Origin of the sequence: Chitinilyticum litopenaei DSM 21440 (assembly GCF_000428145.1) — a bacterium.
GTDB lineage: Bacteria > Pseudomonadota > Gammaproteobacteria > Burkholderiales > Chitinibacteraceae > Chitinilyticum > Chitinilyticum litopenaei.
Map to the genome: position 1 here is coordinate 35,675 of NZ_ATZJ01000007.1, position 18,216 is coordinate 53,890.

Here is an 18,216-nt window from a genome sequence, read left to right on the forward strand (position 1 = left end):
GCCCCCGGAATCAGGACACTATTTGATGCAGAAGAAAACCATCCACGGCTTTCATGCCGTGCTCGCGCGACTGCGCCGGACCCCCGATAGCGTGCTGGAGATTTACTTCTCCAGCGATCGCAATGATGCGCGCATGAAGGATGTGCTGCAGCTTGCCGAACGCACTGGGCGCAAGGTGCATGGTGTCAGCGGCGACCGTCTGGACGGCCTGACCGGCCATGCGCGCCATCAGGGCGTGGCGGCACTGATCGACGCGGGCCGCAGCTATGTGGCGCTGGAAGACGTGCTTGATGATCTGCAGGAGCCGCCGCTCCTGCTGGTTCTCGACGGCGTGACCGACCCGCACAATCTCGGTGCCTGCCTGCGCGTGGCCGACGCCATGGGCGCCCATGCCGTGATCGCCCCCAAAGACAAATCGGTAGGCCTGACGGCCACCGTTTCCAAAGTGGCTTGCGGCGCTGCAGAAGTGCTCCCCTACATCATGGTGACGAATCTGGCACGCACGCTGCGCGACCTGAAAGACCAGGGCGTGTGGATTGCCGGCACGGCAGCGGAAGGATCGACCGATTTGTTCCATTTCCAGCAAACCGGTCCGCTGGCCTGGGTGCTGGGCGCGGAAGGCGACGGCATGCGCCGGCTGACCCGCGAGCTGTGCGATGTGCTGGTGTCGATCCCGATGTTCGGTTCGGTCGAAAGCTTGAACGTCTCCGTGGCCAGCGGCATTGTTCTGGCTGAAAGCCGGCGGCAGCGCCAGATGGGCCATACGGCCTGATCACTCCGCTTGCAGCGAAGGCAGGCCCGGCAGATTGTCGGGCCTGTTGCATTTCGATGCGCAGAAATGCAACAGAACAGGTGATTCGGCAGCGGTCATACCCCTGCAGCGTGCAGTTCACTAGAATGGTGCCTGCTGAAATTTGCCAGACCCTGCCCATGCCTCTTTTGCGCCTCAACCTGCGCCCGCTTCTTGTCCTTGTCCTGTTATCCGCTGCCGTGCTGCCGGCTTTGCCTGCCATGGCGGCAACGGCGAGCGAGCGACCACGCATCGGGCTGGTGCTGGGGGGAGGGGGCGCGCGCGGGCTTGCCCATATCGGCGTGCTCAAGGTGCTGGAAGAGGCGCGAATCCCCATCGACTGCGTGGTCGGCACCAGCATGGGCTCGCTGGTAGCCGGGGGCTACGCCGTGGGCCGTACACCGGATGAACTGGAGCGACTGGTGGTCGCCGCCCCCTGGGACAAGCTGCTGGCCCCGTACCAGAATCGCGCCGCGAGCAGTTATCAGAACAAGCGCCAATCCGACCTGAACATTGCGCTGGAAGTGGGCTTGAACAACAAGACGGTGCAACTGCCCAGCAACGCCATTTCGACACAGGAGGTGGAGTTTTTTCTGCGTGACATGACCAATGCGGCCAGCGTGACCAGCTTCGATCAGCTGACCATTCCTTATCGCGCCATTGCGACAAATCTGGCAACCGGCGAGATGATCGTCATGCGCGATGGCGATCTGGTGACGGCCATGCTGGGCAGCATGGCTGTTCCCGGGATATTCCCGGCGGTGAATGATCGCGGCCGCCTGCTGGCCGATGGCGGCCTGGTGCGCAATGTACCGGTCGATATCGCACGCGATTTGTGCGCGGATGTTGTGATTGCGGTCAATGTCAGCTCGCCCTTGCTGGAACCTGCCGAACTGACCGATGTGGTCAATATCGCCGACCAGTACACCCGGCTGATGATGAACCAGAACGTGAAGCCCCAGCTGGATTCACTGACCGACAAAGATGTGCTGCTGGAACCCGGCTTGGGCAAGTTGTCCTCGATGGACTTTGACAAGGCTGCCGAGCTCATCAGCCTGGGGGAGGCGGCCGCGCGCGAGGCTTTGCCACGCCTCAGGCGCTACAGCCTGAATGAAGACCGCTACGCCGCCTGGTACACCAAGCGGCTGAATATCAAGCCCGTTTCGCAAAATATCGCCTCGGTGGCAATAGCACCGATGCGCACCGTCAACCCGGAAAGTGTCAGAAAGGAAATCCTGGTGCCCGTCGATGCGCCACTGGATCGTGAAGCGCTGGAGCAGAGTCTGCGCGAACTGTATGGCACCGGTGATTTTTCCCAGGTCAATTACCAGCTGCTGCCCGGTGAGTTTGGGCAGCAACTGATGATTCACCCGATCGAAAAATCCTGGGGGCCGAATTATCTGGCCTTGGGGCTCAACTATGGTTCCGACTTCGATGGCTGGTCAGCCTATGAGCTGAGCACCCAGTATCGCAGGACCTGGCTGAATTCCCTGGGCGCGGAATGGCGACTGCTCGGGCAATTCGGTACCGATGTGAATGTGTACAGCGAGTTTTACCAGCCCTTGTCGATTGATCGCGGCTGGTTTGTCGCACCCTTCATCGGTTATCGCAACGATGACCAGGATTTGTGGTTAGGCGAAACCAAGTACAGTACCTACACCAATCGCACGCTGCTGGCTGGCCTCGACATCGGAACCAGCCTCTTGAATCGGGGTGAGGAGTTCCGCTTTGGGCCGGTCTTTCATGAAAACCAGTCCAGATCCACGGTTGGCCTGCCGCTGATCTCCGAATTGTCCAGCCATGATTACGGCCTGCAAGCCGAGCTGTATTACGACCAGCTGGATGATTATTTCTTTCCGACCAAGGGCAGCATGATTCACCTGAATGCCTATCATGCGCTGGGCGGCGGCGGGGATTATGGCGATTACAGCTATATCAGCGGTAGCTGGCGCTTTGCATTCAGCAACGGGCCACTGCAGGCGGAACTGCTGCTGGATGCCCGCTGGGGGGAAGGGCTGCTGCCCATCAATCAGCTTGCCTATCTGGGAGGCTTCAGGAACTTGTCCAGCTATCACTCCCAGCAGCTTTTTGGCACCAAAAAACTGCTGGCCGGCCTGAACCTGCGCCATCCACTCAAAAGCGGCCAGCTGGGCCTGCTGCTGGAAACCGGTATGATTCGCGGCATTGAAGCGCTTGTGCCAGACAAGGTGCGGTATTCGGGGATGCTGTACTGGGGCAACAAAACCTTCCTTGGGCCTGTCTACCTTGGCCTCGCTTATGGCGACAACAAGGATATGCGTGCCTACCTCATACTGGGGCAACCCCGCTGATCCCTGTGACTCCATTGGCGCGGGCCTAACAGAGAGTGCAGTCAGCTTATGAGCAGGTGTGCAACAGCAGGGGGCAAAGCATTGCCAGCCGAATCAATAGCATGGAGTCCTGAAGCATGGCAACCGTGCTCATGCCGGCACAACTTTACATAATATACAGTTTCGGTACAGATTCAAGAAAGTATAAGTTATTGTAAAGTAAGCCCAATCCCATACTAATCAGCGCCACGGGGAGGGCCTTGAAGCCGTGACGCTTCGAAAAATCCTCCCACCAGTCTAACCTCGCCGGGTCTTGCTCTCGCTCCATATTTGCGGCAGCGATGATTTCCAATGGGTTTATACCCAGTCTCTGTGCAATCACAATGCAGTAGTAGTCTTCAGGTCTTCTGCCTGTCCTCCATCCGCTTACAAGGCTGCTCCTTTCGTCCTTGCCGCTTAGCAAGCGTGCAAGTTCGTTATCACTCTTAAGCCCTTCCTTTTCTTTCAGCTCGTCTACGTACTCGATAAAGGTTTTCACGCATCCTTCCTTGACATGCTGCACGCAACTGCGTGCAATTCAGGTGCACGCAGCTTCGTGCATTAGCTTACAAATTCCCAAGGATGATAACCCATGTCGAATCCCGATCAAGGCCAAGCCGGCAAAGCCGCACCCCAACGCAACATCCTGAGCCTCTATGGCCGTATCGAGTCCTTTGAGCGCTTCAGCCAGGACTTTTACACCACGGTCGTTCTCCCCAGTACTGATCCCTTTGCCTCGGCGCAATTCGTCACCGTCAAATCACATCGCATCATCGGCCAGCGTGGCGACGTTATCGAAATCCCCTGCACTCCGGGCGGCTATCAAACTACCTACGATCGTACCGACAAACAAACCGGCGAGAAGACCAAGGGCAAAAAGGTCGTTATGCACCTCCTCGCAGTCGAGTGACGAGGACCGCGACCCGAGGCGGGATGCTGGTAATTCCCGCCTCTTCGGAAAATATTTCCGTTTTTGACCTCTCCGACCTCCACAAACGCCGACAAAAAAGCCATGAATTTTCGCCCCTTCATCGACTGGATCCAGCTTGAACAGACCTACCCGTCTGTCCTCGTCCGTCGTGAAATGAACACGGCAGAATTTGAGCAACACCGGCCCGCCTCTGACGCTCGCGGCAACCTCCTGACCATGCCCGAATTCTGGTCTATGTCCTTCGTCGGCCCGCGTCCATCCGTCATTGAGCACTTAAACGGAATCCCCGTCATCGATGGCGGCGTGATCATCAAGGTTGAGCGCGACGAAGAGACCGGTCAATACAAGGACGACCCCGAATGGGTCACCAACGCCCGCAAATCCTGCCGCGGCTCCTACGAAAGCCATGTCATGGTCAAGTCTGATGGTACCCGCCTGATCCTCGACGGCAATATCGGTCGCTGGAATCGCCCTGATAACCTTTTCAGCTTGGACCTGCACGACACCATTGAAGCCGCACAACGCTTTGTCCAGGCGCTGGGAGTAGGGCAGGGCTTCACCGTTGGTGATCGTATGGACAAAACAGACTACGCCGATGGTCACCGGCAGGGCGCAGAGCTCACCGAATACGATCGCAAGCACGGCCTGACCTACTACTACACCGGCGCCCGCATCAACAAGCTGCACCTCACACAGAATTTTGTCACCGGCTCCGCACAGAATGCCGAAGCCTTCATGTCATGGCTGCAAACACAGTCCGCCAAGCGCATCAAGCGCAACAAATACGCATCCTCTGGCGTGGCATGGGGCAGTAAAGGCCGCCGCGTATATCTCAAAGCCTATATCAAGCACCTCGAAATGCTTGCGCATTGCAAACAGCACGGCTTATCCAAAGAGCAAGTATTAAACGACCCTGTTTATCAGTTCTGCCTGAAAAATGGCGTAGTTCGTTTCGAAGCCGAATACGGCGATTCATTCCTTAAGGAAAACCATCTCCATTACCTCGGAGAATGCACCATGCAAAAGCTCACAGAACATTTCTCTCGCCATGTCTCCGAAATTACTGATCGTGTCCGCGATGACATCACCACAATTGACCCGTCATCTTTTGACGTTCCAGCAGGTTGTCTTGCTGCGGCAATGGCCTATTTGCGCGGCGAGGATGTACGGGCAGCCATGATTCTTGCAGGCAAGGAACGCACGTTCCGCAATTACGCCAAGCGTCTCAAGCAATATGGCCTCGACATTAACGAGCCGCTCCAGAAAGACCAGAAACTCACCGCTGTAATCAAAGTGGTGGAAATCATGCCCCTCAACGATGCCCCTAATTGGTACTGGCAGCATCAGGAGCGCATGACTGCACAAGCCGCCAATGATTCAACTAAGCAGGTCGCAGCATGATTCCCTTTATCCAGATAATTCTCCTCGCCTTCGCGCTGGCTGGCTGTGCTTCGCCCATGCAAGACGCCCATTACCGGGAAACCCGATGGGCTTTGCATTTCAACAATCAGACTTGTGCCGATTATGATTTGAACTGGCTTGAATGCCAGATATTGAGCAAATAATGAATGCATCCGAAGTCACTGCCGAATCACTTGCTCTTATCGGCATTAATGGCCCTGATATTTTCGAGGTCTATATGTGGGGCTTTGGTAGTGTCATTGTCTTTTGGTCAATAGGTTTTTTTGTCGCCTGTGTGGTTCGTGGTATCCGCAAGGCATAACCGCCCGTAAGGGCATTCAAGGAGAAGTCCCCATGAAATATCGCAAAACTGCTCTGCGCTTTGGCGCCGCTCTCGCTGTTGCCGCTGTTGCCACTTCAGCCAATGCTGCTGGTGCTTTTGACACCATCGCTGCCTCGGTTGATTTTGATTCCGTAGCAACTTGGGTTGGCACTATCGGCATCGCCATTGTTGGCATTGCAATGGCATTCAAGGCCATTGACCTTGCCAAGCGCGGCGTTCGCAAGGCTTAACCTGCCATGATTACAGGCGCGCTTGTTGCTCTCTTTTATTCGCTGATTGCCCTGATTGGGGCAATGAGCGCGTTTGTTTTTGTTTTGGCCATTCGATCATGAAAGCAATTATTTTTGTTTTATTCCTTTTTTTGTCAATAAATGCACACTCAAGGGATATAACATGCTCATTTCTTGGCAGGGATGCCGGCAGTTCAATTCCTCCTCCGGTCAATACTGGTAATTTAGCTTGCACCCCCCAAAACCTCGCAAACGGCTGTCGGGAATCCTTAACCAATCCTTATGTAAACGCTGAAAAAACTCAATATTCATGGCATGTTGAATACGGCTGGGGTGGTAGTAACTCTGGAAGTGGTGGTCAGCTTTTAATTTGCAATGTTAATAAGTGCACTGATGGAAAAGTTATAAACTTACAGACTGGTGTTTGTGAGGCTCCCAACTCATGCGCTGAAAAGGCTGGAAAGTCTGCAGGCTCCCAATATGTCCCTGTCCCTTGCGTCCAAAATCAGGAGGTAGGTTTTAAGATTCTGGACAAGCAATGTTTTGTCACTTGGTCAACAGGCGGCATGGAGTCATGCGATGGCACTTGCGCAATGAGTGGTGATCATTCAAAAGTTGATTGGAATGACAATTATGCTTTCTCTGGAAAATCCACCCTGTATGTCATGGCTGAAATGAAGTACACCGGTCAAAAGTGCTCAGGCAAACAGTCTGGCGACACCGTACCTCAAGGCAGCAATGGCCAGTCACAGCCTGAACAAAATTCCGGGACTCAAAGCCCTAAATCACAAAACGACTGTCCACCTGGAACGACATTTGGCAAAGTGAATAACAAGCCTATGTGCGTTAAAAATGCGCCTAAACCTTCTGACCCTCCGAGTCCAAATGATGGTAAGGCCTGTGCATCTGGTGATTGCAAATCATGGGATGTCGATAATGATGGCAATCCGGGCGGTAAGTCACCGGAGCCAGGCAATGGTGGCGGTGTCAATGGTGATGGTCAGCAGGGTGATGGCGTCAAAGGTGGTGGCACTACTGGCGACACTGTAAATGGCGGTTGTACTGGTGAAGATTGCCCAGCCGGCGACGACGGTGCTGGCGGCTTCAATATCGAGGGCTTTTCTGAGGTTGATTCTGAAAAAATCTATCAGTCCAAATATAAGGACAAGACGTTTGGCAAAATATGGGATGAAAATAAAGAAGATTTGATTGGCTCTAACTTTATTCAGTCTGTAAAGGACTCATTCCCTTCGTTTGGTGGCTCTGGCTCTATGCCAAGCCTTACACTATCTTTTTCAGCTATTGGCCTCTCTACCTCCCATCAAATCCAGATACCTCCTGAGATTGTTGCATTTATCAAGGCCTGTTTAATCATTACTGCTTGCTTTACAGCTCGTAAAATTATCTGGTGATATCATGGCCGCTCCCATTCTGATTCCTTTTCTCGTTGCGATTGCTACCAAAATTGCAACTATTACAGGCTGGATACTTGTTGCACTCACAGCTATTTTTGTTTGTCTCTGGCTTCTCGGCACCGACTTGGGCAAATGGCTTTTTGAGCAAATATTGCAGCTGGTTGTTTATATTCTTAATAATCTCGATATTGATTTGACTTTTTTAAATCCATCCGAGTATATTCCTATTCCTGCTGAAATACAAAATGTGCTTGGCGCTCTTGGTATTGATACTTCACTCGGAATTATTCTTGCTGCAATCCTCGTCAAGCTGCTTTTGCAGCTAATCCCTTTCACTCGCTTGGGTTCTTAAATGTCCGATTTCTATGAAGAGTTTTTAGAGGCAATCGAGGACGGCGACCAAGAGTCTGCGCATATGATTCTTGCTGAGGCAGAATCTGAGGGCGACGATCACTCTGAGGAAATGGCCTGCATTTATCACGAGAAATTCGGCGATGATTAACCTCATCATTGGCAAGCCGGGCGGCGGTAAATCATATGAGGCCGTCGCCTTTCATATTCTCCCGAACCTTGAGGACGGCCGCAAAGTCATCACCAATTTGCCCCTTAACCTTGAGCACTTTCATGCCGTCATACCCGATTCCCGGCGTTTATTGGAGGTCAACCATGAACCCCGCCACTTCAACAAGGCCGAGCATTTCAACGACCCTTGGCGCTGTCCGTCGACAAATCGCGGCCCTGTTTACGTCCTTGATGAATGCCATGAGCTATATCCTCGGCTGGGCTGCGATAGTGGTGTTCTTGAGTGGTTCGCTCGCCATCGCCATACTGGCGCTGATTTTCTCCTGATCACCCAAAGTTACGGCAAATTACATGCCGATCTTCGGGACATGGTTCAGGTTTGCTACCGGGTTAGTAAAAAAGTCGCCTTCGGTCGGCCTGATCAGTACGTTCGCAAAGTCCAGGACGGTATCCGCGGCGAAGTGATGTCCATTCAGGAGCGGGACTATGAATCCAAGTACTTCCCGTTCTACAAATCCCATACCGCCAGCAATTCCGCGATTCTTGAGGCTGACGCCAAGGACATCAAACCGGCATATCTGATCTGGCGCCGCCGGGCCATGTTTGTTCTTGCCTTTGCCGCCCTCTGGCTTTGCTTTGCTATCTATCAGACATGGTTCAAGGAAAAGCCGGCGCAGCCGGAAGCGGTGGCGGAGGGCAGGGCGGGAGGGGCCCCCGCAAGCGGGGAGGTGCCCGACCTGACCTATGTCACACCGCCAGCAACGACCCCTTTGCCCGTGCCCCACAAGATTGAATCTTCACCCCCCAATGCCCACGCTTCTGCGCCCGTGCTGGCACAGAAACACCCCTACGAGGGCCTTTCAGTTCACATCGCCGGATCGGTCAGCAAACCCGGCAGAATGCTTTACAGCTTCGTCCTAGCCCAAAACGGGCAGGCCGTTAGCATCCAGACTAGTGATGACTTCAAATCCTCCGGGTATACCGTCACAGCCATTTCCGAATGCGCTGCCCGCATCGAATACCCTGAGGCCGATCCGTTCTTTGTGCGCTGTGATGTGCCCAAGCTCGGCCCTGAACTTGCGTCAACAGCCGGCACTGGATGAGGTCATATTTTGTAAAAATGGATCTGACCAGGTTAAACAAACGGCTCATATTCTGAGCCGTTTTGCTTATTTGCCGCTGCCTGTGGCGTTGCTTGTTTTGTTCCGTGGGGCGGGCTTAGGCTTTGCTTCCAGTTTTTCAATCCGTTGGCGTAGCTCGATAGCAATATCCTGCATGCGTTGCGCCAGGCCGGATTGCTCGGTAGCCAGCAGCTCTGCCTTGTGGCGGTTTTCCCGTTCGGCTTCAAGTTTCTCTTCGGTTGCTTTCTTTTCCACCTTCATCGCTGCCAGCTGCTTCTCTGCTGCATCACGCTCTACCATGCGCTCATCGCTGATCCTGCGGCGGTTTTCCTTTTCCTTTTCTATCTCTTTCACTTGCTCTTGCACGCGCTCTTGCAATTGAGCATTTTCTTGCACACTTGCTTTAAGGTCGGTTTCAAGTTGATCAATCCGGTTGCGTAGTTCAAGTGCCACATCTTGCATGCGCTTCGCCAGGCCTGATTGTTCGCCGGCCAGTAGTTCTGCTTTTTGGCGTTTTTCGCGTTCAATCTCTAGCTTTTCTTCGGTTTCCTTCTTTTCCAGCTTCAACGCTGCCAGCTGCTTTTCTGCTGCATCACGCTCTACCATGCGTGCATCGCTGATTCTGCGGCAGGTTTCAGTTTCTTCTTCCAGCTCCTGCGCGCGCTCTTGCAAACGGGCGTTTTCCTGCATGCTGGCTTCAAGGTCGGCTTGTAGGCGCTCAATTATGAGTTGCATCTCGCTGCGCACGGCTTCTGCGGCAGCTTCAATCTCCGCGTTGATTGCCTGAGCAATCCGAGCGGGCAGTGTGGTGGCGCTTTCTGTTTTCTTCTCCTTGGCTGCGGGGCGGTCTTCGCCGATCTCGCCCAGCAATCGCTGTATCGTCGTCAATGACCCTTCCCCAAGCTCGCCGCGGACGCTACGCAGAGTCACCCGTTCACCACGCGCCTTGATGGCCTCAACGGCCGCCGATACTGTTGCCACTGTCAAACCGCTGATTCGTGCCATGTCACCACCCCTAGAAAGAAACATACATATCAACTTGTACTTATTATACGATACGTATGTTACGATATCAAATAAATAATGATATGTATGATATGAAACCGATGAACGGCGCAAATTTTCCAACCGTCCACCACCCCGCCAATTCTCCTTTTGCAAGCCCATGCGCCCCTTGAGCTGCACCATTAAGGCGCGGTAGCGCCCCGGCTCTGAGTCTGGCAATCGGTAGCACCCGATTGACGGACGATCTTAGCCGGGCCAGCCTGCGGCCAACGCGCCGCGGGCTTGGCTTGATCGTTCAGCAGAGCAGGGCGGCGTCGCCCTGCTCGTACAGCAAACCTACTGATCTGCTCGCGGCTGCGCCGCGTGCTTCTTAGCCTTTCCTGATAAACTTGCAAGCATCGTAAACGGAGGGTCGATATGCGCTTGCCTCTCACTGTCGCCATCTTGGCTATTGCAGCCGGTGCTTATTACTACCGCGCCCCTCTATTGGCCAAATACCAGACCTATCGCGCTGACCCCATCCGCCAAACCGTCGAGGTCGTGGGTGTTGGCCCTTCTGAGGATCTGGCTCAAATCCTGCAAACCGCGCCCGAGTCGGGCCAGGTGAACAAGTGCAAAGTGGGTGCCCGCACCATCTACACAGATCAGAGCTGCGCCGCAGTCGGCGGCACCGGCAGCAAGATGGAAGAGGGGAATCTGGTCGTTGTTGAGCGACTTGCCAACACCGACCGCGCATTGCCTCCCGCTGAGCCTCAATCGCATGGCCCCGCAGTCTTGGCCGTCCGCGATGAAGCTTCAGAACACCGCAATCAGAATTTCAGCCAATGCAGCGAATTGAACCGCCTGCGCCTTCAAGCATTCAGCAATGGCCAGCGCGAGCAGGCCGACTACTTGCAGCAGCGCATGCGGGATCTGCGCTGCATGGGGTAGTTCAGCCCGGCAATGCCTAGTCCCCAAAGCAGCGCCACAGCATCAGCCCGTGCTTAGCCTCAAAGCCGCATTGCTTCTTGTAAAAATCCCGTTCCACCTTGAGGCGCTCGATAAGCTCGCTCTGACCCCAAACCATCCTCAGGTCGGCCCGGGTCATCTGCACCATTTTCAGCTCCTCCCGCGTGATGCCGTCTTTCGGATGCATTCCGGCCAGATACAGCCGTTCCTGAGTGATTTTCACGTCTGACCATTCACCCCATGACGCCGGGGCCGCAAAACCGCACAGGAAGCGCAGCAACTCGAATTCGCGCATGGAAACCGGTCTTGCCCCTGACTTCATCTCGCGCCAGCGGTTTATACCGATGTTTGCCAGCTCCCTTACGTCATCACCTTTTGCCATTGCAATCAGCAGTTCATCAGGGCTTTTTCCGTTCTCCAGGACGGGGAAGTGACGCATTGTTGATCCTCCAAAATGACAAAGCCCGCGATTTGCGGGCCTTGTAGTGTGTCGGATGCGCGACAGTCGCGCACTTCGCTTTCTGGGGTGTTTACTTAACATAATATACATTATGCGATGTTGTGAATATGTGCCTTGCTACATCTGAGGAATATCAAATAATGTCCACACATGCGCCGCTATGCTGACGTCAACAACTCAGGCAACACCGTCAGCGGTATCGACGATCCAGGTTTTTAGAATCAGCGCATCACACAATGCGCATGCAAGGAGAAAACGATGGCAGTCACCAATGTACAAGAACTCGACGCACTGGTCGCACGGGTTAAAAAGGCGCAGCAACTGTTCGCGACATATTCGCAGGAACAGGTCGACGAAATTTTCCGGGTAGCGGCACTGGCAGCTGCCGATGCCCGCATCCCGCTGTCCAAGATGGCCGTGTCCGAGACCGGCATGGGCATCGTTGAAGATAAGGTGATCAAGAACCACTTTGCTTCCGAATACATCTACAACGCCTACAAGGACGAGAAGACCTGCGGCATCCTGTCGGAAGACAAGACCTTCGGCACCATCACCATTGCCGAACCGGTGGGCATCATTTGCGGCATCGTGCCAACCACCAACCCGACCTCCACGGCAATCTTCAAGGCGCTGATCGCCCTGAAGACCCGCAACGGCATCATCTTCAGCCCGCACCCGCGTGCGCGCAAATCCACCTGTGAAGCCGCCCGCCTGGTACTGGAGGCCGCCGTGGCCGCCGGCGCCCCGCGCGATATCATCGGCTGGATCGACGAGCCGACCGTGGAATTGTCCAACCACCTGATGCGCCACCCGGATCTGAACCTGATCCTCGCAACTGGCGGTCCGGGCATGGTTCGCGCAGCGTATTCGTCCGGGAAGCCCGCCATTGGTGTGGGTGCAGGCAATACCCCCGTGGTGATTGACGAAACCGCCGACATCAAGCGCGCCGTGGCGTCCATCCTGATGTCCAAGACTTTCGACAATGGCGTGGTCTGCGCTTCCGAGCAGTCGGTCATCATCGTCGACAGCATCTACGAACAGGTAAAGGAACGCTTCAACAGCAACGGTGGCTATATCCTCAACAAGAAGGAAACCGAGGCTGTGCGCAAGGTCATTCTGGTCAATGGCGGGCTGAATGCCGAGATCGTTGGCCAGTCTGCGGTGAAAATTGCCGACATGGCCGGCATCAAGGTGCCGCCGTACACCAAGGTGCTGATCGGCGAAGTGACCTCCGTTGGCGAGGAAGAAGCCTTTGCGCACGAAAAGCTGTCGCCGACGCTGGCCATGTACCGCGCCAAGGATTTCTTCGACGCGGTTGCCAAGGCCGAAGCGCTGGTGGCGCTGGGTGGTATCGGCCACACCTCGTCGCTGTACACCGACCAGGATCTGCAGGGTGAACGCATCGCCTACTTCGGCGACAAGATGAAAACCGCCCGTATCCTGATCAATACGCCCTCCTCGCAAGGCGGTATCGGCGACTTGTACAACTTCAAGCTGGCGCCGTCGCTGACACTGGGTTGCGGCTCCTGGGGCGGCAACTCGATTTCCGAAAACGTCGGTCCGAAGCACCTGATCAACAAGAAGACCGTTGCCAAGAGGGCCGAGAACATGTTGTGGCACAAACTGCCGAAGAGCATCTACTTCCGTCGCGGCAGCCTCTCCGTTGCCCTTGAAGAACTGGCCGGCAAGAAGCGTGCCGCCATCGTCACCGACCGCTACCTGTTCAACAACGGCTATGTGGATGAAACCATCCGTATCCTGAAAAACCAGGGCATCGAGGTCGAGGTATTCTACGAAGTGGAAGCCGACCCGACGCTGGCCGTCGTGCGCAAGGGCGTGGCCATGCTCAACAGCTTCAAGCCCGACGTCATCATCGCGCTCGGTGGTGGCTCGCCGATGGACGCGGCCAAGATCATGTGGGTGATGTACGAGCATCCGGACGTCGCCTTCGAAGACCTGGCACTGCGTTTCATGGATATCCGCAAGCGGATTTACACCTTCCCGAAGATGGGCATCAAGGCTGAGCTGATCGCGATTCCGACCACATCCGGTACGGGTTCCGAAGTCACACCGTTCGCCGTTGTGACCGATGAAAAGAGCGGCATGAAGTACCCTATCGCCGATTACGAACTCACCCCGAACATGGCCATCATTGATGCCAACCTGGTGATGAACATGCCGAAGAGCCTGACCGCCTTCGGTGGCATCGACGCGGTAACCCACGCGCTGGAAGCCTATGTATCGGTCATGGCCAACGAGTTCTCCGATCCGCAAGCGCTGCAGGCACTGAAGCTGCTGAAGCAGCACCTGCCCTCCGCCTACCTCAACGGTGCGAAGGATCCGAAGGCGCGTGAAGGCGTGCACAACGCCGCAACGATTGCCGGTGTGGCTTTTGCCAACGCCTTCCTTGGCGTATGTCACTCGATGGCGCACAAGATCGGTGCCGAATTCCACCTGGCGCACGGTCTGGCCAATGCCCTGCTGATCTCGAACGTCATCCGCTACAACGCGGTCGACATTCCGACCAAGCAGACTGCCTTCAGCCAGTACGACCGTCCGCAAGCCAAGTGCCGTTATGCCGACATCGCCGAACACCTCGGCCTGCCGGGCAAGAACGATGACCAGAAGGTTGAAGCACTGGTAGCCTGGGTCGACGAACTGAAGAAGACCCTCAACATCCCGGCTTCCATCAAGGATGCCGGCGTGAACGAAGAGGAATTCCTCGCCAAGGTCGACCGCATTGCCGAAGAAGCCTTCGATGACCAGTGTACCGGCGCCAACCCGCGCTTCCCGCTGATCTCGGAACTGAAGCAGATCCTGATCGACACCTACTACGGTCGTCCGTATGTCGAAGCCTATCAACGTGAAGAAGCCAAGGCGAAGTAAGTGATGCTGCCCGGCTGACGATCAAACACCCGTGACCTGCGTCACGGGTGTTTTTTTCTGCGCGCCCCGCGCTCGCGCAATTCAGCAGTGCTGACGCGCATCAAGGCCGGCAAGCTTATTTGAATGAAAATTACGTAGCAGGACAAAACGCAAGGCTTCGTCAGGTTTATAATCGGCGCCAAGCATTTTCCCCATACCCAGGAACCATTGCATGCACACCACTTCCCTCCCCCGCGGCACCAAGATCGTCGCAACCCTCGGCCCGGCATCGACCGATCCGGCCGTGCTGGAAAAGCTGATCGAAGCCGGCGTCAACACCGTGCGCCTCAACTTCTCGCACGGCACGGCCCAGGATCACACCGATCGCGCCAATACCGTGCGCGCGATTGCCGACAAGCTGGGCCGCCCGGTCGCCATCCTAGCCGATCTGCAAGGCCCGAAGATTCGCATCGGCAAGTTCAAGAACAACAAGATCGAACTCAAGAAGGGTGAAACCTTCATTCTCGATGCCGCCTGCGAACTGGGCGACCAGACCCGCGTCGGCCTCGATTACAAGGAACTGCCCAACGATGTCGAGCCAGGCGCCCTGCTCTTGCTGGGCGACGGTGAAATCCAGCTGGAAGTGAATGCGGTCAAGGGCACCGAAGTGCACACCACCGTGCTGTTCGGTGGCGTGCTGTCGAACAACAAGGGCATCAACCGCAAGGGCGGCGGCCTGACCGCGCCGGCGCTGACCGCCAAGGACATGGAAGACATCAAGACGGCTGCGGCGCTGAAGGCCGATTACATCGCCGTCTCCTTCCCCAAGTCTGCCGCCGACATGTATATGGCCCGCACCCTGCTGCGTGCGGCGGGCGGCACCGGCGGCCTGATCGCCAAGATTGAGCGCACCGAAGCGGTGGCCAACCTCGACGAAATTCTTGATGCCTCCGACGGCATCATGGTCGCCCGTGGCGACCTGGCCGTGGAAGTGGGCGACGCTGCCGTGCCGGCCTTGCAGAAAATGATGATCCGCAGCGCGCGCCTGAAGCAGAAGGTCACCATCACCGCCACGCAGATGATGGAATCGATGGTCAACAGCCCGGTACCGACCCGCGCCGAAGTGTCCGACTGCGCCAACGCCGTGCTGGATGGCACCGACGCGGTGATGCTGTCGGCGGAATCGGCCGCCGGCAAATACCCGGTCGAGGCCGTGGAAGCTCTGGTGCGCACCTGCATCGAGGCCGAGCGTTCCGGTGAAAGCCGCGTCGACAGCGAATTCGCCAAGGCCGACAGCTTCAAGCGCATCGACCAGACCGTGGCCATGTCGGTGGTGTATGCCTCCATCCACATGCAGCTGAAGGCGGTTGCCGCGCTGACCAATTCGGGCACGTCCGCGCTGTGGCTGTCGCGCTATATCGGCAAGGTGCCGGTGTATGCCTTCACCAACTCGGTCGACACCTACCGCAAGATGGCGCTGTATCGCCACATCCAGCCGGTACTGATCCCGGTGATCGCCGATCGCGAAGCGGAAATCGTCCATGTGCAGGCCGAACTGCTGCGCGCCGGCAAGGTTGCCGCCGGTGATCGCATCGCCGTTACCTTCGGCGTTCCGGCCGGCGGTGGCGCCAATTCGCTGCGCATTTTCGACATCACGCAACGCTGATCCCCACGCAGCCCGCATGGGCTGCGCGGCACAGAAAAAGCCGGCAGCGCTGCCGGCTTTTTTATTGGGTATTGCCCTATGGCCCTTTGCAGTAATGGGCTACAAGGCAATACCTTGTGAGTACACAGGGATTACAGCGCCGCCACCACCGCATCACCCATCGCCGAGCAGCCGACCTTGGTCGTACCAGCTTCGTAGATATCGGCAGTGCGCAGGCCGTCGGCCAGCACCTTCTTCACCGCATTTTCGATGCGCAGTGCCGCAGCTTCCTCGTTGAAGGTGTAACGCAGCAGCATGGCGGCCGAGAGAATGGTCGCCAGCGGGTTGGCGACGTCCTTGCCGGCGATGTCCGGTGCCGAACCGTGGCTGGGCTCGTACAGGCCCTTGTTGTTGGCGTCCAGCGAGGCACTGGGCAGCATGCCGATGGAGCCGGTCAGCATCGACGCTTCATCGCTGAGGATGTCACCGAAGATATTGCCGGTCACCATCACGTCGAACTGCTTGGGCGCCTTCACCAGCTGCATCGCGGCATTGTCGACCAGCATGTGGGAAAGCTCCACATCCGGGTATTCCTTGGCCACGTCGCTCATGATTTCCTTCCAGAACTCGGTGGTTTCCAGCACATTGGCCTTGTCGACGGAGCACACCTTCTTGCCGCGCTTTTGCGCCGCCTGGAAGGCGACGTGACCGATGCGGCGGATTTCCGACTCGGCATACAGCATGGTATTGAAGCCTTCGCGCTCACCGTTGTCGTTCACGCGGATGCCGCGCGGCTGGCCGAAATAGATGTCGCCAGTCAATTCGCGCACGATCAGGATATCCAGACCGGACACCACTTCGGGCTTCAGCGTGGATGCATTGGCCAGCTCCGGATACAGAATGGCCGGGCGCAGGTTGGCGAACAGGTTCAGATCCTTGCGGATGGCCAGCAGGCCGCGCTCAGGACGCAGCGGACGATCCAGCTTGTCATATTGCGGGCCGCCAACGGCACCGAGCAGGATCGCATCGGCTTCGCGCGCCAGCTTCTGCGTGAATTCCGGATACGGGCTGCCAAATTGATCGTACGCCGCCCCACCCAGCGGCGCCTCGGTCAACTCGATGGGCATTCCCTCAGAAGCCAGCTTGTTCAGCACTTTCTTCGCTTGCGCGACAATCTCGGGACCAATGCCGTCACCGGGCAGTACCAGAATTTTCATAGGTGTTCTCCAGTCAATCAATACAGGGTATAGGCCTATAAGCCATTATTTAAATAGGTTACAGCCATATACCTAAAGGACAATGCCTTTCATTCAGCAATCATGCCAAAAAGAAAGAGGGGCTAGCCCCTCTTTCCTGCCCAGGCGGTCGAGTCTTACGGCTGGCGCTTGTATTCCACGTCGCAATCGGTCATCACGATCACGCGCGGGTGCGTTTGCAGCAGCGAAGCCGGCACTTGCGTGGTGATCGGGCCATTCAGAGTGGCATCCAGAATGGCGGCCTTCTCGGCGCCCTTCACCACCAGCAGGATGGCCTTGGCCTGCATGATCGAACCCATGCCCATGGTCACGGCGTGCGTCGGCACTTCGTCGAGGCTGTTGAAGAAGCGCTTGTTGGCTTCGCGGGTTTCGTCCTTCAGGGTCACCTTGTAGGTGAAGCGCGACAATTGGGTATCCGGCTCGTTGAAGCCGATGTGGCCGTTGTGGCCGATGCCCAGCAGTTGCAGGTCAACCGGACCCTGCTCGTACATCATTTCGTCGTAGCGGCGGCACTCGGCATCCACATCGGCGGCATTGCCGTTCGGAACATGGGTGTTTTCCGGCTTGATGTCGATGTGGTCGAACAGATTGCGCTGCATGAAGGCGCGATAGGATTCCGGATGCGTGATCGGCAGGCCGACGTATTCATCCAGATTGAAGGTCTTGGCTTGCGCAAAGCTCACCAGGCCTTGCTGGTAAGACTTGACGATTTCCTTGTACAGGCCAACCGGAGTACCGCCGGTGGCCATGCCCAGCACGGCGTTCGGCTTGGCGCGCACGGCGGAGATGATGAGATCGGCTGCGGCGCGATCAAGGTCCGCCTGGTTTTTGAATTTATGCAGGATCATGTGAAGTGTTTCCGGTATTGACTAGAAAAGAACAGCATAACTATACGGCAAAAATGCGGCGGAAAAGTTGACGCAAACGAAATCCGCG

Annotated in this window: 19 protein-coding genes; 13 read left to right on the forward strand and 6 right to left on the reverse strand. The window is 56.2% G+C overall.

Translation table 11 applies throughout. The features are described from left to right. Positions 1-22 precede the first annotated feature (22 nt). On the forward strand, positions 23-772 hold the full coding sequence (gene rlmB, locus C515_RS0104615; protein ID WP_144290339.1) for a 23S rRNA (guanosine(2251)-2'-O)-methyltransferase RlmB: 750 nt from the start codon (positions 23-25) through the stop codon (positions 770-772). Positions 773-930: 158 nt separating this feature from the next. After that, complete coding sequence (locus tag C515_RS19510; RefSeq protein WP_158380773.1) at positions 931-3,120, forward strand: patatin-like phospholipase family protein; 2,190 nt, start codon at positions 931-933, stop codon at positions 3,118-3,120. Positions 3,121-3,265: 145 nt separating this feature from the next. On the opposite strand, the gene C515_RS22290 is transcribed toward C515_RS19510, so the two are convergent. After that, the gene (locus tag C515_RS22290; protein ID WP_051304633.1) at positions 3,266-3,637 is read right to left on the reverse strand and encodes a hypothetical protein; all 372 of its coding nucleotides are present in this window, start codon (positions 3,635-3,637) and stop codon (positions 3,266-3,268) included. A gap of 93 nt (positions 3,638-3,730) precedes the next feature. Between C515_RS22290 and C515_RS19520 the strand changes: the two genes are divergently transcribed. From C515_RS19520 to C515_RS22300, 8 genes are all read left to right on the forward strand, one after another. Beyond that, complete coding sequence (locus C515_RS19520; RefSeq protein ID WP_051304634.1) at positions 3,731-4,048, forward strand: hypothetical protein; 318 nt, start codon at positions 3,731-3,733, stop codon at positions 4,046-4,048. Between the two features lie 102 nt (positions 4,049-4,150). Then, entirely contained in the window at positions 4,151-5,470 is a 1,320-nt protein-coding gene (locus C515_RS0104635) for a phage/plasmid replication domain-containing protein (RefSeq protein WP_028454586.1), read from the forward strand. A 163-nt stretch (positions 5,471-5,633) separates the two neighbouring features. After that, positions 5,634-5,792 (forward strand): hypothetical protein, encoded by a 159-nt coding sequence (locus C515_RS23975; protein ID WP_158380774.1) that lies wholly within the window; start codon positions 5,634-5,636, stop codon positions 5,790-5,792. A 32-nt stretch (positions 5,793-5,824) separates the two neighbouring features. Further along, positions 5,825-6,043 carry a hypothetical protein gene (locus tag C515_RS22295; RefSeq protein WP_051304635.1) on the forward strand — a complete coding sequence of 73 codons (219 nt, stop codon included), beginning with the start codon at positions 5,825-5,827 and terminating at the stop codon, positions 6,041-6,043. A 98-nt stretch (positions 6,044-6,141) separates the two neighbouring features. Further along, the gene (locus C515_RS23460) at positions 6,142-7,455 is read left to right on the forward strand and encodes a hypothetical protein (protein WP_144290340.1); all 1,314 of its coding nucleotides are present in this window, start codon (positions 6,142-6,144) and stop codon (positions 7,453-7,455) included. Positions 7,456-7,459: 4 nt separating this feature from the next. Then, complete coding sequence (locus C515_RS0104655; RefSeq protein WP_051304636.1) at positions 7,460-7,810, forward strand: DUF2523 domain-containing protein; 351 nt, start codon at positions 7,460-7,462, stop codon at positions 7,808-7,810. Beyond that, complete coding sequence (locus C515_RS23980; protein ID WP_158380775.1) at positions 7,811-7,960, forward strand: hypothetical protein; 150 nt, start codon at positions 7,811-7,813, stop codon at positions 7,958-7,960. It abuts the gene before it with no gap. Beyond that, positions 7,953-9,083: a zonular occludens toxin domain-containing protein gene (locus C515_RS22300; protein WP_051304637.1), complete on the forward strand. Its 1,131-nt coding sequence runs from the start codon at positions 7,953-7,955 to the stop codon at positions 9,081-9,083. The genes C515_RS23980 and C515_RS22300 overlap by 8 nt, the downstream gene beginning before the upstream one ends. A 66-nt stretch (positions 9,084-9,149) precedes the next feature. On the opposite strand, the gene C515_RS0104670 is transcribed toward C515_RS22300, so the two are convergent. Then, positions 9,150-10,106 carry a DNA-binding protein gene (locus C515_RS0104670; RefSeq protein WP_158380776.1) on the reverse strand — a complete coding sequence of 319 codons (957 nt, stop codon included), beginning with the start codon at positions 10,104-10,106 and terminating at the stop codon, positions 9,150-9,152. A 417-nt stretch (positions 10,107-10,523) separates the two neighbouring features. On the opposite strand from C515_RS0104670, the gene C515_RS0104675 reads away from it, so the two are divergent. Then, positions 10,524-11,036, forward strand: coding sequence for a hypothetical protein (locus C515_RS0104675; RefSeq protein WP_144290342.1), 513 nt, complete (start codon positions 10,524-10,526; stop codon positions 11,034-11,036). Between the two features lie 16 nt (positions 11,037-11,052). Here the strand turns inward: C515_RS0104675 and C515_RS0104680 are convergent, their stop codons facing one another. Then, positions 11,053-11,493: a hypothetical protein gene (locus C515_RS0104680; RefSeq protein ID WP_028454592.1), complete on the reverse strand. Its 441-nt coding sequence runs from the start codon at positions 11,491-11,493 to the stop codon at positions 11,053-11,055. A gap of 279 nt (positions 11,494-11,772) precedes the next feature. On the opposite strand from C515_RS0104680, the gene adhE reads away from it, so the two are divergent. Next, positions 11,773-14,400 carry a bifunctional acetaldehyde-CoA/alcohol dehydrogenase gene (gene adhE / locus C515_RS0104685; RefSeq protein ID WP_028454593.1) on the forward strand — a complete coding sequence of 876 codons (2,628 nt, stop codon included), beginning with the start codon at positions 11,773-11,775 and terminating at the stop codon, positions 14,398-14,400. 81 nt (positions 14,401-14,481) lie between these two features. On the opposite strand, the gene C515_RS24745 is transcribed toward adhE, so the two are convergent. Next, entirely contained in the window at positions 14,482-14,613 is a 132-nt protein-coding gene (locus tag C515_RS24745) for a hypothetical protein (protein ID WP_281170845.1), read from the reverse strand. Between C515_RS24745 and pyk the strand changes: the two genes are divergently transcribed. After that, positions 14,612-16,045, forward strand: coding sequence for a pyruvate kinase (gene pyk, locus C515_RS0104690; RefSeq protein ID WP_043648121.1), 1,434 nt, complete (start codon positions 14,612-14,614; stop codon positions 16,043-16,045). The genes C515_RS24745 and pyk overlap by 2 nt on opposite strands. Before the next feature lie 131 nt (positions 16,046-16,176). Here the strand turns inward: pyk and leuB are convergent, their stop codons facing one another. Further along, entirely contained in the window at positions 16,177-17,241 is a 1,065-nt protein-coding gene (gene leuB, locus C515_RS0104695) for a 3-isopropylmalate dehydrogenase (protein ID WP_028454595.1), read from the reverse strand. A 155-nt stretch (positions 17,242-17,396) separates the two neighbouring features. After that, positions 17,397-18,128: a glucosamine-6-phosphate deaminase gene (gene nagB / locus C515_RS0104700; protein ID WP_028454596.1), complete on the reverse strand. Its 732-nt coding sequence runs from the start codon at positions 18,126-18,128 to the stop codon at positions 17,397-17,399. Positions 18,129-18,216 lie beyond the last annotated feature (88 nt).